At 60.9% G+C, this 13,607-nt stretch carries 11 protein-coding genes; 7 read left to right on the top strand and 4 right to left on the bottom strand.

Annotated elements, in window-relative coordinates:
• Nucleotides 1-229: 229 nt before the first annotated feature.
• The 4 genes from AC07OV_RS18655 to AC07OV_RS18640 all read right to left on the bottom strand — a co-directional run bounded on the left by AC07OV_RS18655 (nucleotide 230) and on the right by AC07OV_RS18640 (nucleotide 5,728).
• Complete coding sequence (locus AC07OV_RS18655; protein WP_495092749.1) at nucleotides 230-3,076, bottom strand: valine--tRNA ligase; 2,847 nt, start codon at nucleotides 3,074-3,076, stop codon at nucleotides 230-232.
• A gap of 211 nt (nucleotides 3,077-3,287) precedes the next feature.
• Nucleotides 3,288-3,677 (bottom strand): DNA polymerase III subunit chi, encoded by a 390-nt coding sequence (locus AC07OV_RS18650; RefSeq protein WP_176994936.1) that lies wholly within the window; start codon nucleotides 3,675-3,677, stop codon nucleotides 3,288-3,290.
• A 7-nt stretch (nucleotides 3,678-3,684) separates the two neighbouring features.
• On the bottom strand, nucleotides 3,685-4,113 hold the full coding sequence (locus AC07OV_RS18645) for a DNA polymerase III subunit chi (RefSeq protein WP_176994935.1): 429 nt from the start codon (nucleotides 4,111-4,113) through the stop codon (nucleotides 3,685-3,687).
• A 124-nt stretch (nucleotides 4,114-4,237) separates the two neighbouring features.
• On the bottom strand, nucleotides 4,238-5,728 hold the full coding sequence (locus tag AC07OV_RS18640) for a leucyl aminopeptidase (RefSeq protein WP_495092748.1): 1,491 nt from the start codon (nucleotides 5,726-5,728) through the stop codon (nucleotides 4,238-4,240).
• Between the two features lie 282 nt (nucleotides 5,729-6,010).
• On the opposite strand from AC07OV_RS18640, the gene lptF reads away from it, so the two are divergent.
• From lptF to recO, 7 genes are all read left to right on the top strand, one after another.
• Entirely contained in the window at nucleotides 6,011-7,129 is a 1,119-nt protein-coding gene (gene lptF / locus AC07OV_RS18635) for an LPS export ABC transporter permease LptF (RefSeq protein ID WP_176994933.1), read from the top strand.
• Nucleotides 7,122-8,201, top strand: a complete 1,080-nt coding sequence (lptG, locus tag AC07OV_RS18630) for an LPS export ABC transporter permease LptG (protein WP_494997274.1) — start codon at nucleotides 7,122-7,124, stop codon at nucleotides 8,199-8,201. The genes lptF and lptG overlap by 8 nt, the downstream gene beginning before the upstream one ends.
• A gap of 151 nt (nucleotides 8,202-8,352) precedes the next feature.
• Nucleotides 8,353-10,152, top strand: a complete 1,800-nt coding sequence (gene lepA / locus AC07OV_RS18625; protein ID WP_176994931.1) for a translation elongation factor 4 — start codon at nucleotides 8,353-8,355, stop codon at nucleotides 10,150-10,152.
• 5 nt (nucleotides 10,153-10,157) lie between these two features.
• Nucleotides 10,158-11,012 (top strand): signal peptidase I, encoded by an 855-nt coding sequence (gene lepB / locus AC07OV_RS18620; RefSeq protein ID WP_495092747.1) that lies wholly within the window; start codon nucleotides 10,158-10,160, stop codon nucleotides 11,010-11,012.
• Between the two features lie 152 nt (nucleotides 11,013-11,164).
• A complete protein-coding gene (gene rnc, locus AC07OV_RS18615; protein WP_033902449.1) occupies nucleotides 11,165-11,854 on the top strand; it encodes a ribonuclease III in 690 nt (229 codons plus the stop codon).
• Nucleotides 11,847-12,749: a GTPase Era gene (gene era, locus AC07OV_RS18610; RefSeq protein WP_411985512.1), complete on the top strand. Its 903-nt coding sequence runs from the start codon at nucleotides 11,847-11,849 to the stop codon at nucleotides 12,747-12,749. The genes rnc and era overlap by 8 nt, the downstream gene beginning before the upstream one ends.
• A gap of 157 nt (nucleotides 12,750-12,906) precedes the next feature.
• Nucleotides 12,907-13,596, top strand: coding sequence for a DNA repair protein RecO (gene recO, locus AC07OV_RS18605; RefSeq protein ID WP_176994929.1), 690 nt, complete (start codon nucleotides 12,907-12,909; stop codon nucleotides 13,594-13,596).
• The last annotated feature ends 11 nt before the right edge of the window (nucleotides 13,597-13,607 follow it).

Raw genomic sequence — 13,607 nt, 5'->3', positions numbered from 1 at the left:
GTGTTGGCTCAAAGTGGCGGGCATTGTCACACATCCTGAGCCTAACCCGTTCAACTGTAGGAGCCGGCTTGCCGGCGATGCAGGCGACTCGGTTAATCAACCTGACCGCGTCGATGCCTTCGCAGGCAAGCCAGCTCCCACATTGGTCGGGGGTGTTCAGATGGAGAGGGGTGTTCTCAAGGCATAAAAAAAGAGACCCGAAGGTCTCTTTTTTTACACAGGTTTCAGCTTACAGGCTGGAAATCCGCGCATGTTGCTCCGCCAGCTTGCCCAGGGCCTGTTCAGCCTCAGCCAACTTCGCACGCTCCTTCTCAATCACTTCAGCCGGTGCCTTGTCGACAAACGCTGCGTTGGATAGCTTGCCACCCACCCGCTGCACTTCACCTTGCAGGCGGGCAATTTCCTTGTCGAGACGGGCCAGTTCCGCGCCCTTGTCGATCAGGCCGGCCATCGGCACCAGCACTTCCATCTCGCCAACCAGTGCGGTGGCAGACAACGGAGCTTCGGCATCGGCCGCCAATACAGTGATCGACTCCAGCTTTGCCAGCTTCTTGAGCAGTGCATCGTTCTCGGTGAGACGGCGCTGATCTTCGGCACTGGCGTTCTTCACGAACACCGCCAATGGCTTGCCCGGGCCGATGTTCATCTCGGCGCGGATGTTGCGCGTACCCATCATCAGGGTCTTGAGCCATTCGATATCGCTTTCGGCCGCCGCATCAATGCGCGCTTCATTGGCCACTGGCCAAGGTTGCAGCATGATGGTCTTGCCTTCGATACCGGCCAGCGGCGCCAGGCGCTGCCAGATTTCTTCGGTGATGAACGGCATGAACGGGTGCGCCAGGCGCAGCGCCACTTCCAATACGCGTACCAAGGTGCGGCGAGTGCCGCGCTGGCGTTCGATCGGTGCGTTCTCGTCCCACAACACAGGCTTGGACAGTTCCAGGTACCAGTCGCAATACTGGTTCCAGATGAACTCGTACAGGGCCTGTGCAGCCAGGTCGAAACGGAACTGGTCGAGTTGGCGGGTCACTTCGGCTTCGGTGCGTTGCAGCTGCGAAATGATCCAGCGGTCGGCCAGACTCAGTTCGACGGCTTCGCCGTTCTGGCCGCAGTCTTCGCCTTTGTCCAGCACGTAGCGCGCCGCGTTCCAGATCTTGTTGCAGAAGTTGCGATAGCCTTCGACGCGGCCCATGTCGAACTTGATGTCGCGACCGGTGGACGCCAGCGAGCAGAAGGTGAAGCGCAGGGCGTCGGTGCCGTAGCTGGCGATGCCGTCGGCGAACTCGTCGCGGGTCTGCTTCTCGATCTTCTTGGCCAGCTTCGGCTGCATCAGGCCCGAGGTGCGTTTTTGCACCAGGGTTTCCAGGTCGATGCCATCGATGATGTCCAGCGGGTCCAGCACGTTGCCCTTGGACTTGGACATCTTCTGGCCCTGGCCATCCCGCACCAGACCGTGCACGTACACGGTCTTGAACGGAACCTGCGGGGTGCCATCCTCGTTCTTCACCAGGTGCATGGTCAGCATGATCATCCGGGCAACCCAGAAGAAAATGATGTCGAAGCCGGTGACCAGCACGTCGGTGGAGTGGAATTTCTTGAGGAATTCGGTCTGCTGCGGCCAGCCCAGGGTGGAGAAGGTCCACAGGCCCGAGCTGAACCAGGTGTCCAGTACGTCATTGTCCTGCTGCAGCGCTACGTCGGCACCGAGGTTGTGCTTGGCACGCACTTCGGCTTCGTCGCGGCCGACATAGACCTTGCCCGACTCGTCGTACCAGGCCGGAATACGGTGGCCCCACCACAGTTGACGGCTGATGCACCAATCCTGGATGTCACGCATCCACGAGAAGTACATGTTTTCGTACTGCTTGGGCACGAATTGGATACGGCCGTCTTCCACGGCGGCGATGGCAGGTTCTGCCAACGGCTTGGTGGACACGTACCACTGGTCGGTCAGCCACGGCTCGATCACGGTGCCGGAACGGTCGCCCTTCGGCACTTTCAGGCCGTGGTCGTCAACGCTCACCAGCAGGCCGGCAGCGTCGAAGGCGGCGACGATCTGCTTGCGCGCTTCGAAGCGGTCGAGGCCGGCGTATTCGGACGGGATCTTGCCGTCGATGCTTTCGTTCAGCGTGCCGTCCAGGTTGAACACCTGGCCGGCCGGCAATACGGCGGCGTTTTTATCGAAGATGTTCAGCAGTGGCAGGTTGTGGCGCTTGCCGACTTCGTAGTCGTTGAAATCGTGGGCCGGGGTGATTTTCACGCAGCCGGTGCCGAACTCAGGGTCGCAGTAGTCGTCCGCGATGATCGGGATGCGACGGCCAACCAAGGGCAGTTCGACGAACTTGCCGATCAGCGCCTGGTAGCGCTCGTCGTTCGGGTTAACCGCGACGGCGGCGTCGCCGAGCATGGTTTCCGGACGGGTGGTGGCGACGATCAGGTAGTCGTTGCCTTCAGCGGTCTTGGCGCCGTCGGCCAGCGGGTACTTGAGGTTCCACAGGAAGCCCTTCTCGTCGTGGTTTTCCACTTCGAGGTCGGAGATTGCCGTGTGCAGCTTGGTGTCCCAGTTGACCAGGCGCTTGCCACGGTAGATCAGGCCGTCTTCGTGCAGGCGCACAAAGGCTTCTTTAACGGCTTCCGACAGGCCGTCGTCCATGGTGAAGCGCTCGCGGCTCCAGTCGACGGACGAACCCAGGCGACGGATCTGACGGCTGATGTTGCCGCCGGACTGGTCTTTCCATTCCCAGACTTTTTCCAGGAATTTCTCGCGGCCCAGGTCGTGGCGGTTCTGGCCAGTGGCTTCGAGTTGGCGTTCCACCAGCATCTGGGTGGCGATACCGGCGTGGTCGGTGCCCGGCTGCCACAGGGTGTTGCGGCCCTGCATGCGGCGGAAACGGATCAACGCATCCATGATCGCATTGTTGAAGCCATGGCCCATGTGCAGGCTGCCAGTGACGTTCGGTGGCGGAATCATGATGGTGTAGGAATCGCCCGCGCCTTGCGGGGCGAAATAATTCTCGGATTCCCAGGTGTTGTACCAGGAAGTTTCGATGGCGTGCGGCTGGTAGGTCTTATCCATGCGCGGCGGGACCCTAGTTGGCATTTATTCAGGAAAGCCGGCAAGTATAACGGGGCAGGGCGTGGAGGGCGAGTTGAAGACGGCCTAAAGGTCGATGCAAACCAATGTGGGAGCTGGCTTGCCTGCGATAGCTATCTGTCAGTCAACTCATCAGTGACTGATACACCGCTATCGCAGGCAAGCCAGCTCCCACAGGAGATATATGTCCATCTCAGGACTGGTATTGGCTGAGCAGCCGCTCCATCCGCGCATCCATCCGACGTTTGATCTCCGCCTCGATATGCGGGGCAAAGTCGTCGATCACGTCTTGCATGATCAATTGGGCGGCGGCGCGCAGTTCGTTGTCCAAGTGCAGCAGCAAGGCGTCCGGCGCTTTTTCAGCCGCGGCAGGCGCAGGTTCGGCAGCGGGAGCCTCAGCAACCGGCTCGGGTGTCACGGGCTTGCCGCCGACCATGTCGAACAGCAGCGGAATCTGTACCTCGCCCTCGACCGATTCGGTCAACAGCGGCGGTTGCAAGTCATCATCACCGAGCAACTGGCGGATCGACTCCAGGTCGTCCAGCAGGTGGTCGTCTTTTTTTATAGGGTTGGGAGTGTCCATCGTTTACTCAAAGTCGTTGTAGCCGGTGATCTTGAAGAGGATAGCCCTGTTCACGGTAGAAACGGAAACTCTCCCGCGCGGCCTGACGAATAGCCGGGTCTTCCACCACCACTTCCGCCACACGGGCAAAAGCCTTGGCAAAAGGCGGCACTTTCAGGTCCAGGTTGACCAGCAGGTCATGGTGATCGCCGCAACTGTCCCCCAAACCCAGGACAACCAGGCCGTCGGGTTCGGACTCGGCGGGGCCGTGGGGCACGAAACTTTCGCCCTTGAAACGCCACAGGCGGGCGTCCAGTTCGTCGCGCTGGGTGGCATCGCTGCAATGCAGGTAGATGCGGTGGCCCATGCGCCAGGCTTTTTCGGTGAGTTTGCAGGCAAAGTCCAGGCGCGCGAGCGGGTCGGCGCTGGGCAATATATAGAAGTCGACTTGGGTCATTACATTTCCTGGCTTACGCATAACCCCCTGTAGGAGCCGGCTTGCCGGCGATGGCGTCCTTCAGAACGCCGCAAGGCTCTAAGGCCTCATCGCCGGCAAGCCGGCTCCTACAAAGGTGTTGCGGTTAGGCCTTGGCGCGATCCAGCAGGTACTGGGTCAGCAGAGGAACCGGACGGCCAGTGGCGCCCTTGTCCTTGCCGCCGCTGGTCCAGGCCGTGCCGGCGATGTCCAGGTGCGCCCAGTTGAAGTTCTTGGCAAAGCGCGACAGGAAGCAGGCCGCGGTGATGGTGCCGGCTTTCGGGCCGCCGATGTTGGCGATGTCAGCGAACGGACTGTCCAGCTGTTCCTGGTACTCATCGAACAGCGGCAGCTGCCAGGCGCGGTCGTCGGCGGCTTTACCGGCGCTGAGCAGTTGCTCGATCAGCTCGTCGCTGTTACCCAGCAGGCCCGAAGTGTGAGAGCCCAGGGCCACGATGCAGGCACCGGTCAGGGTGGCGATGTCGATCACGGCCTGCGGCTTGAAGCGCTCGGCGTAGGTCAGGGCGTCGCACAGCACCAAACGGCCTTCGGCGTCGGTGTTGAGGATTTCGACGGTCTGGCCGCTCAGGGTGGTGACGATGTCGCCCGGACGGGTCGCGCCGCCGCTCGGCATGTTCTCGGCACAGGCCAGGATGCACACCAGGTTGATCGGCAGCTTGAGTTCCAGCACGGCACGCAGGGTGCCGAATACGCTGGCGGCGCCGCCCATGTCGTACTTCATTTCGTCCATGCCCAGGCCCGGCTTGAGGCTGATGCCGCCGGTGTCGAAGGTGATGCCTTTGCCGACCAGGGCGTAAGGCTTCTCGGACTTCTTGCCGCCGTTGTATTGCATCACGATCAGGCGTGGCGGCTGGTCGCTGCCCTGGCCCACGGCGTAGAACGAGCCCATGCCCAGTTCCTTGATCTTCTTCTCGTCCAGCACTTCGACCTTCAGGCCCTTGAACTCTTTGCCCAGTGCCTTGGCTTGTTCGCCGAGGAAGGTGGGGTGGCAGATGTTCGGCGGCAGGTTGCCCAGGTCCCGGGTGAACGACATGCCCTTGGCAATGGCGGTAGCGTGGGTCACGGCGCGCTCGACTTCAGCCTGGGCAGCCTTGATGGTCAGCAGGGTGATTTTCTTCAGGGCGCGGGGTTCGGCCTTGGTGCTCTTGAATTGGTCGAAGATATAGCCGCCGTCCACCAGGCTCTCGGCCAACAGGCGGGTCTTGCCGTAGCTGTCACGGCCTTTGACCACCACTTCATCCAGCGCCAGGGTTGCATCGGTGCCGCCGAGGCCTTTGAGGGTGTTGAGAATGCCGCTGACGATTTTGCGGAAAGGGCGGTCGCCCAGCTCTGAATCTTTGCCCACGCCCACCAGCAATACGCGGTCGGCCTTGAGATTGGGCAGGCTTTGCAGCAGCAGGCTCTGGCCCACTTTGCCGGCCAGGTCGCCGCGCTTGAGGACCGCGCTGATGGCGCCGCCGCTCAGTTCATCCAGTTGCTTGGCGGCGACGCCGAGTTTGCGGCCTTCGCCGACAGCGACCACGAGGGTGGCGGTTTTCAACGTTTCGGGGCTAACGCTTTTTACAACCAATTCCATTTTCGGGTCCCTTATAAAGGTCTGAGAGCCTGGCGTTTGTACGCAGGCTTTAAAGCATGGCAGCTGTGTAAACCGCCAGCGACAAAGGCCGCAGTTTGAACCTCGCCAGCGGAGCCTGACAACCCTTGCCGGCAGCTTTGTGTACGTGCATGAGGTTGCGCAGTGACAGGCGCGGCCAATCACAGGATAATGCGCCATCTTTTTAGCCGGCCCGTGTGAATGGGCTGACTGGTATGCTTGCTTGTTTGGCCGCCTTAGCCTGACAACCCTGGAGTGTCTGGTTTGATCGTCTTCCGTTATCTGTCCCGCGAAGTCCTGTTGACCCTGAGTGCCGTGAGTGCGGTATTGCTGGTCATCACCATGAGTGGTCGTTTCGTCAAGTTCCTTGCCCAGGCCGCCTCGGGCGCCCTGGATCCGGGCTCGTTGTTCCTGATCATGGGCTTCCGCCTGCCGGGCTTCCTGCAGCTTATCCTGCCACTTGGCCTGTTCCTCGGCATCTTGCTGGCTTACGGCCGGTTGTACCTTGAGAGCGAGATGACCGTGCTGTCTGCCACGGGGATGAGCCAGCAGCGTTTGCTGGCCATGACCATGGTGCCGGCCGCCGGCGTTGCGCTGGTGGTGGCCTGGTTGAGCATGAGCCTGGCGCCACAAGGGGCCATGCAGTTCCAGTTGCTGCTGAACAAGCAGGACGCCATGACCGAGTTCGACACCCTCGAACCAGGGCGTTTCCAGGCGCTCAATGACGGCACGCGGGTGACCTACACCGAAACCATGACGGAAGACCGCGCCAACCTCGGCGGCGTGTTCATCTCCCAGAAGAACCAGGGGCAGAACCAGAAAGACCGCGGCATTTCCATTCTGGTGGCCGACACCGGCCGCCAGGAAGTGCGTCCTGACGGCAGCCGTTACCTGATCCTCGAAAATGGCTACCGCTACGACGGCAGCCCTGGCCTGGCGGACTATCGTGCAATCAAGTACGACACCTATGGCGTGATGCTTGCCAAACCCGACGTCAGTGACGAAGTAACCGACCGCGATGCCTTGCCGACTTCGTCGCTGTTCGGCAGCCAGGAACTGCGCTCCATCGCCGAACTGCAATGGCGTATTTCCCTGCCGTTGCTGGTGTTCATCGTCACGCTGATGGCCGTGCCGCTGTCGCGTGTCAATCCGCGCCAGGGCCGGTTCCTCAAGCTGTTGCCGGCGATCCTGCTGTACATGGCCTACCTCACCATCCTGATTTCCGCCCGTGGTTCCCTGGAGAAAGGCAAGTTGTCGCCGGTCCTGGGCCTGTGGTGGGTGCACGGGATTTTCCTGGCGATCGGCCTGGGGTTGCTCTACTGGGAACCTATTCGTTTGAAAATGAAGAGCCGTCGTGGCCTGAAGGAGCTGGCTCGTGGCTAAGCTAGATCGCTACATTGGTAGCAGCGTACTGATCGCCATCCTGGCGGTACTGGGTATCATCCTCGGCCTGGCTTCGTTGTTCGCCTTCATTGATGAAGTCGGCAACGTCACCAATACCTATACGGTCATGGACGTGCTGGGCTTCGTGGCGCTCACCGCGCCGCGTCGCCTCTACGACATGATGCCGATGGCCGCGTTGATCGGTTGCCTGATCGGCCTGGGCAGCCTGGCCAGCAGCAGCGAACTGACCATCATGCGCGCAGCCGGTGTTTCCATCGGCCGCATCGTCTGGGCGGTGATGAAGCCCATGCTGCTGCTGATGGCGTGCAGCGTGCTGATCGGCGAATACGTGGCACCGCCTTCCGAAGCAGCAGCCCAGGCCAACCGCGCCCTGGCCCAGGGTTCGGGCGATGCGCAAAGCTCCAAGCACGGCCTGTGGCACCGCCAGGGCGATGAATTCATCCACATCAACGCCGTGCAACCGGGCGGCCTGTTGATCGGTGTGACGCGCTACACGTTCGATAAAGAGCGTCACATGCTGTCGTCCAGCTTTGCCAAACGTGCGCAGTACAGTGATCAGAAGTGGGAACTGACCGACGTCACCACCACTTATTTCCGCAATATCGGTCAAGGCACCAAGGCCAGCACTGAGGTCATCAACGTGCCGAGCGAGGCGTGGGATATTGCGCTCAAGCCCGAACTTCTGAATACGGTGGTGATGATCCCCGAAAGCCTGCCGATCTCCGGGCTTTGGGGTTATATCCACTACCTGAAGGACCAGGGCCTGAACAACGGCCGCTACTGGCTGGCATTCTGGGTCAAAGTGTTGCAGCCGGTGGTGACCGCCGCGCTGGTGTTGATGGCTATCTCCTTCATCTTCGGGCCGTTGCGCTCCGTGACCCTGGGTCAGCGTGTGTTCACCGGCGTGCTGGTGGGCTTCACCTTCCGCATTGCCCAGGACCTGCTCGGCCCCTCGAGCCTGGTGTTTGGTTTCTCGCCGCTGTTTGCGGTGCTGGTGCCCACCACCATTTGCGCCCTGGCCGGGTTCTGGCTGTTGCGCCGGGCCGGTTGATACCGCGCTTATGTTCAAAAAATGCCCCGTTCGCGAGATCGGGGCATTTTTGTTCTGGTCAGCAAAGATGACGTCTGGCCAGAGCATCAGGTACAATTCCCGGCTATTTTTCAGCGGGCAATCTGCCTGCAGCCTTTTTGAGTGTTGATCCGTGAGTGATTTGAGTCATATCCGCAATTTCTCCATCATCGCCCACATTGACCATGGCAAGTCGACGCTGGCCGATCGATTTATCCAGATGTGCGGCGGCCTTGCCGAGCGTGAAATGGAAGCCCAGGTACTGGATTCCATGGACCTCGAACGCGAGCGCGGGATCACCATCAAGGCCCACAGCGTTACGCTGTACTACAAAGCCAAAGACGGCATCACCTACCAGCTGAACTTCATTGACACCCCGGGCCACGTCGACTTTACCTACGAAGTCAGCCGTTCCCTGGCGGCCTGTGAAGGTGCCTTGCTGGTGGTTGACGCCGGCCAGGGCGTTGAAGCGCAATCGGTTGCCAACTGCTACACCGCGATCGAGCAGGGCCTGGAAGTCATGCCCGTGCTGAACAAGATCGACCTGCCACAGGCCGAGCCTGAGCGTGTCAAGGAAGAGATCGAGAAGATCATCGGCATCGACGCCACCGACGCCGTCACCTGCAGCGCCAAGACCGGCCTGGGTGTCGACGAAGTGCTCGAACGCCTGGTCCAGACTATCCCGGCACCGACCGGCAACTACGACGATCCGCTGCAAGCGTTGATCATCGACTCCTGGTTCGACAACTACCTGGGCGTTGTCTCCCTGGTACGCGTGCGCCACGGCCGTGTGAAGAAGGGTGACAAGATCCTGGTCAAATCCACCGGCAAGATCCACCTGGTGGACAGCGTCGGTGTGTTCAACCCCAAGCACACCGCTACCGTTGATCTGAAAGCCGGTGAAGTAGGCTTCATCATCGCCGGCATCAAGGACATTCACGGTGCGCCGGTGGGTGACACCCTGACCTTGAGCTCCACGCCCGACGTCGACGTGCTGCCAGGCTTCAAGCGCATCCAGCCACAGGTCTACGCCGGCTTGTTCCCGGTCAGCTCCGATGACTTCGAAGACTTCCGCGAAGCCCTGCAAAAGCTGACCCTCAACGACTCGTCGTTGCAGTACACCCCGGAAAGCTCCGACGCCCTGGGCTTCGGCTTCCGCTGCGGCTTCCTGGGCATGCTGCACATGGAAATCATCCAGGAGCGCCTCGAGCGCGAATACGACCTGGACCTGATCACCACCGCGCCAACGGTTATTTTTGAGCTGTTGCTGAAAACCGGTGAAACGATTTACGTCGACAACCCGTCCAAGCTCCCGGATCTCTCGGCCATCGAAGACATGCGCGAGCCTATCGTGCGGGCCAATATCCTGGTTCCGCAGGAGCACCTGGGCAACGTCATCACCCTGTGTATCGAAAAGCGTGGCGTACAACGCGACATGCTGTTCCTCGGTACCCAGGTGCAAGTGACCTACGACATGCCGATGAACGAAGTGGTCCTGGACTTCTTCGACCGCCTCAAGTCCACCAGCCGCGGCTATGCTTCGCTGGATTACCATTTCGACCGTTACCAATCGGCTAATCTGGTGAAGCTGGACGTGCTGATCAACGGCGACAAGGTCGATGCCCTGGCGCTGATCGTGCACAAGGACAACGCGCACTACAAAGGTCGCCAGTTGACCGAGAAGATGAAAGAACTGATTCCGCGCCAGATGTTCGACGTCGCGATCCAGGCCGCCATTGGCGGGCAGATCATTGCGCGGACCTCCGTCAAGGCACTCAGAAAGAACGTACTGGCCAAATGCTACGGCGGTGACGTAAGCCGTAAGCGCAAGCTGCTTGAGAAGCAAAAGGCCGGTAAAAAACGCATGAAGCAAGTAGGCAACGTGGAAGTTCCACAAGAAGCCTTCCTTGCGGTGCTCAGGTTGGATAGTTAGGTCCTATGTCACTAAATTTCCCGCTGTTGCTGGTCATCGCCGTTGCCGTTTGCGGTCTCCTGGCGTTGCTCGATCTGGTGTTCTTCGCCCCGCGTCGGCGGGCGGCTATCGCGTCCTATCAGGGCAGCGTCGGCCAGCCCGATGCCGTGGTGATCGAAAAACTGAACAAAGAGCCCCTGCTGGTTGAATACGGCAAGTCGTTCTTCCCGGTGCTGTTCATCGTGCTGGTGTTGCGTTCGTTCCTGGTGGAGCCGTTCCAGATCCCGTCGGGGTCGATGAAACCGACCCTGGACGTGGGCGACTTCATCCTGGTGAACAAGTTCTCCTACGGGATTCGCCTGCCGGTGATCGACAAGAAGGTCATCCAGGTGGGTGACCCGCAGCGTGGCGATGTGATGGTGTTCCGCTACCCAAGCGACCCGAACGTCAACTACATCAAGCGTGTGGTGGGCCTGCCGGGTGACGTGATCCGCTACACCAGCGACAAGCGTTTGTTCATCAATGGTGAGTCGGTTGCCGAGAAACTGATCGGCGCCGAGCCGAACACCCTGGGCAGCGCCGAGCTGTACCTGGAAAAACTCGGTGCGGTGGAGCACGAAATCCGCAAGGAAATGAGCCGCTACCGCGCGATGCCCGATGGCGAGTGGAAAGTGCCAGCCGGGCACTACTTCATGATGGGCGACAACCGCGACAACTCCAACGACAGCCGGTACTGGGATGACCCCAACATTCCCAAGGACCTGCTGGGCATGGTCCCCGACGAGAACATCGTCGGCAAGGCCTTTGCAGTCTGGATGAGCTGGCCGGAACCCAAGCTCAGCCACCTGCCGAACTTCTCGCGGGTCGGGCTGATCAAGTAATACAAGCGGCGCTGTGAACACAGCGCCGAATGCTTTTCTGGGGCCGGGACAATGTTGTTGCCGGCCCCAAGCAGCACCAACCAGGATTTGAATTTGAACACTGCGTCAATCGTCGATGGCCGCCGGTGCCACCAACTAGATATGGATAAACCGTGACCGTTTCTCTAAGTCGTCTCGAGCGCCAGCTCGGCTACACCTTCAAGGACCAGGAATTGATGGTCCTTGCCCTCACACACCGCAGTTTTGCCGGGCGTAACAACGAGCGCCTGGAATTCCTCGGTGATGCCATCCTCAATTTCGTCGCCGGTGAAGCGCTGTTCGAGCGTTTCCCCCAAGCCCGTGAAGGCCAGCTGTCGCGCCTGCGTGCGCGCCTGGTGAAGGGCGAGACCCTGGCCGTGCTGGCCCGTGGTTTCGGCCTGGGCGAGTACCTGCGCCTGGGCTCCGGCGAGCTTAAGAGCGGCGGTTTCCGTCGCGAGTCGATCCTGGCCGACGCCCTCGAAGCGCTGATCGGTGCGATCTACCTGGACGCAGGCATGGAAGCGGCCAAGGAGCGCGTCACCGCCTGGCTGACCTCCGAGATCGAAAGCCTCACGCTGGTCGACACCAACAAAGACCCCAAGACCCGCCTGCAGGAATTCCTGCAGTCCCGCGGTTGCGAACTGCCACGCTACGAAGTGGTGGATATCCAGGGTGAACCTCATTGCCGCGTGTTCTTCGTGGAATGTGAAATCACCTTACTGAACGAAAAAAGCCGAGGTCAGGGTGTGAGCCGTCGTATTGCCGAACAGGTAGCGGCCGCAGCAGCACTGATTGCCCTGGGCGTGGAGAATGGCCATGACTGATTCAACCGCAACACGCTGTGGCTATGTTGCCATCGTCGGCCGCCCGAACGTGGGCAAGTCCACATTGCTCAACCACATCCTCGGCCAGAAGCTCGCGATCACTTCGCGCAAGCCGCAGACCACCCGCCACAACATGCTGGGCATCAAGACCGAAGGCAATGTGCAAGCGGTCTACGTCGACACCCCGGGCATGCACAAAGGCGGCGAGAAAGCCCTCAACCGCTACATGAACAAGACCGCTTCGGCGGCGTTGAAAGACGTCGACGTGGTGATCTTCGTGGTTGACCGCACCAAGTGGACCGACGAAGACCAGATGGTTCTGGAGCGCGTGCAGTACGTCACCGGCCCGTTGATCGTCGCGCTGAACAAGACCGACCGCATCGAAGACAAAGCCGAGCTGATGCCGCACCTGAGCTGGCTGCAGGAGCAACTGCCGAACGCCCAGATCATCCCGATCTCGGCCCAGCACGGCCACAACCTCGATGCCCTGGAGCGCGTGATCGCCGAGCACCTGCCGGAGAACGAGCACTTCTTCCCGGAAGACCAGATCACCGACCGCAGCAGCCGTTTCCTCGCCGCCGAACTGGTGCGCGAGAAAATCATGCGCCAGATGGGCGCCGAGCTGCCGTACCAGATCACCGTCGAGATCGAAGAGTTCAAGCAGCAGGGCAAAATCTTGCACATCCATGCGCTGATCCTCGTCGAACGTGACGGCCAGAAGAAAATCATCATTGGTGACAAGGGCGAGCGCATCAAGCGCATCGGCACCGAAGCGCGCAAGGACATGGAGCTGCTGTTCGACTCCAAGATCATGCTCAACCTGTGGGTGAAGGTGAAAGGCGGCTGGTCCGACGACGAACGCGCACTGCGCTCCCTGGGCTACGGCGACCTCTAACACACCGTCCCCCCTGTAGGAGCCGGCTTGTGTGGGAGCTGGCTTGCCTGCGATAGCATCAGCACGGTGTAACTGAACAACCGGGTTGCCTGCATCGCGGGCAAGCCCGCTCCCACATTGGTTTATCGCTGTTCTTAAGTTCCGCGAAGAGACTGCCATGTCCCAATCCCCACCCCCCAGCCAGCCCGCCTACGTCCTGCACAGCCGCGCCTACCGCGAGACCAGCGCCCTGGTGGATTTCCTCACGCCCCAAGGCCGCCTGCGTGCCGTCTTGCGCAGCGCACGGGGCAAGGCGGGCACCCTGGCACGACCTTTCGTGGCGCTGGACGTGGAGTTTCGTGGCAAGGGCGAGTTGAAAAACGTCGGCCGCATGGAGAGCGTCGGCACCTCCGCCTGGCTCAATGGTGAGGCGCTGTTCAGCGGCCTGTACCTCAACGAACTGCTGATTCGCCTGCTGCCAGCCGAAGACCCGCACCCCGCCGTGTTCGATCACTACGCCGCCACCCTGCTGGCCCTGGCCGAAGGCCGCCCATTGGAGCCGCTGCTGCGCGCTTTCGAATGGCGCCTGCTCGACGACCTGGGCTACGGCTTTGAACTGGCCAACGACCTGCACGGTGAGCCCATCGCCGCCGACGGCATGTACCGCCTGCAAGTCGACGCGGGCCTGGAGCGCGTATACCTGCTGCAACCCGGCCTGTTCCAGGGCACCGAGTTGCTGGCCATGAGCGAAGCCGACTGGACCGCCCCCGGAGCCTTGTCCGCCGCCAAGCGCCTGATGCGCCAGGCCCTGGCCGTGCACTTGGGCGGGCGGCCGCTGGTCAGTCGCGAGTTGTTTCGAAAGCCCTGACAACCCCGTGT

The sequence above is a fragment of the Pseudomonas sp. GW821-FHT09A09 genome, assembly GCF_059418405.1.
This window is presented reverse-complemented; position numbering and strand designations above follow the sequence as displayed.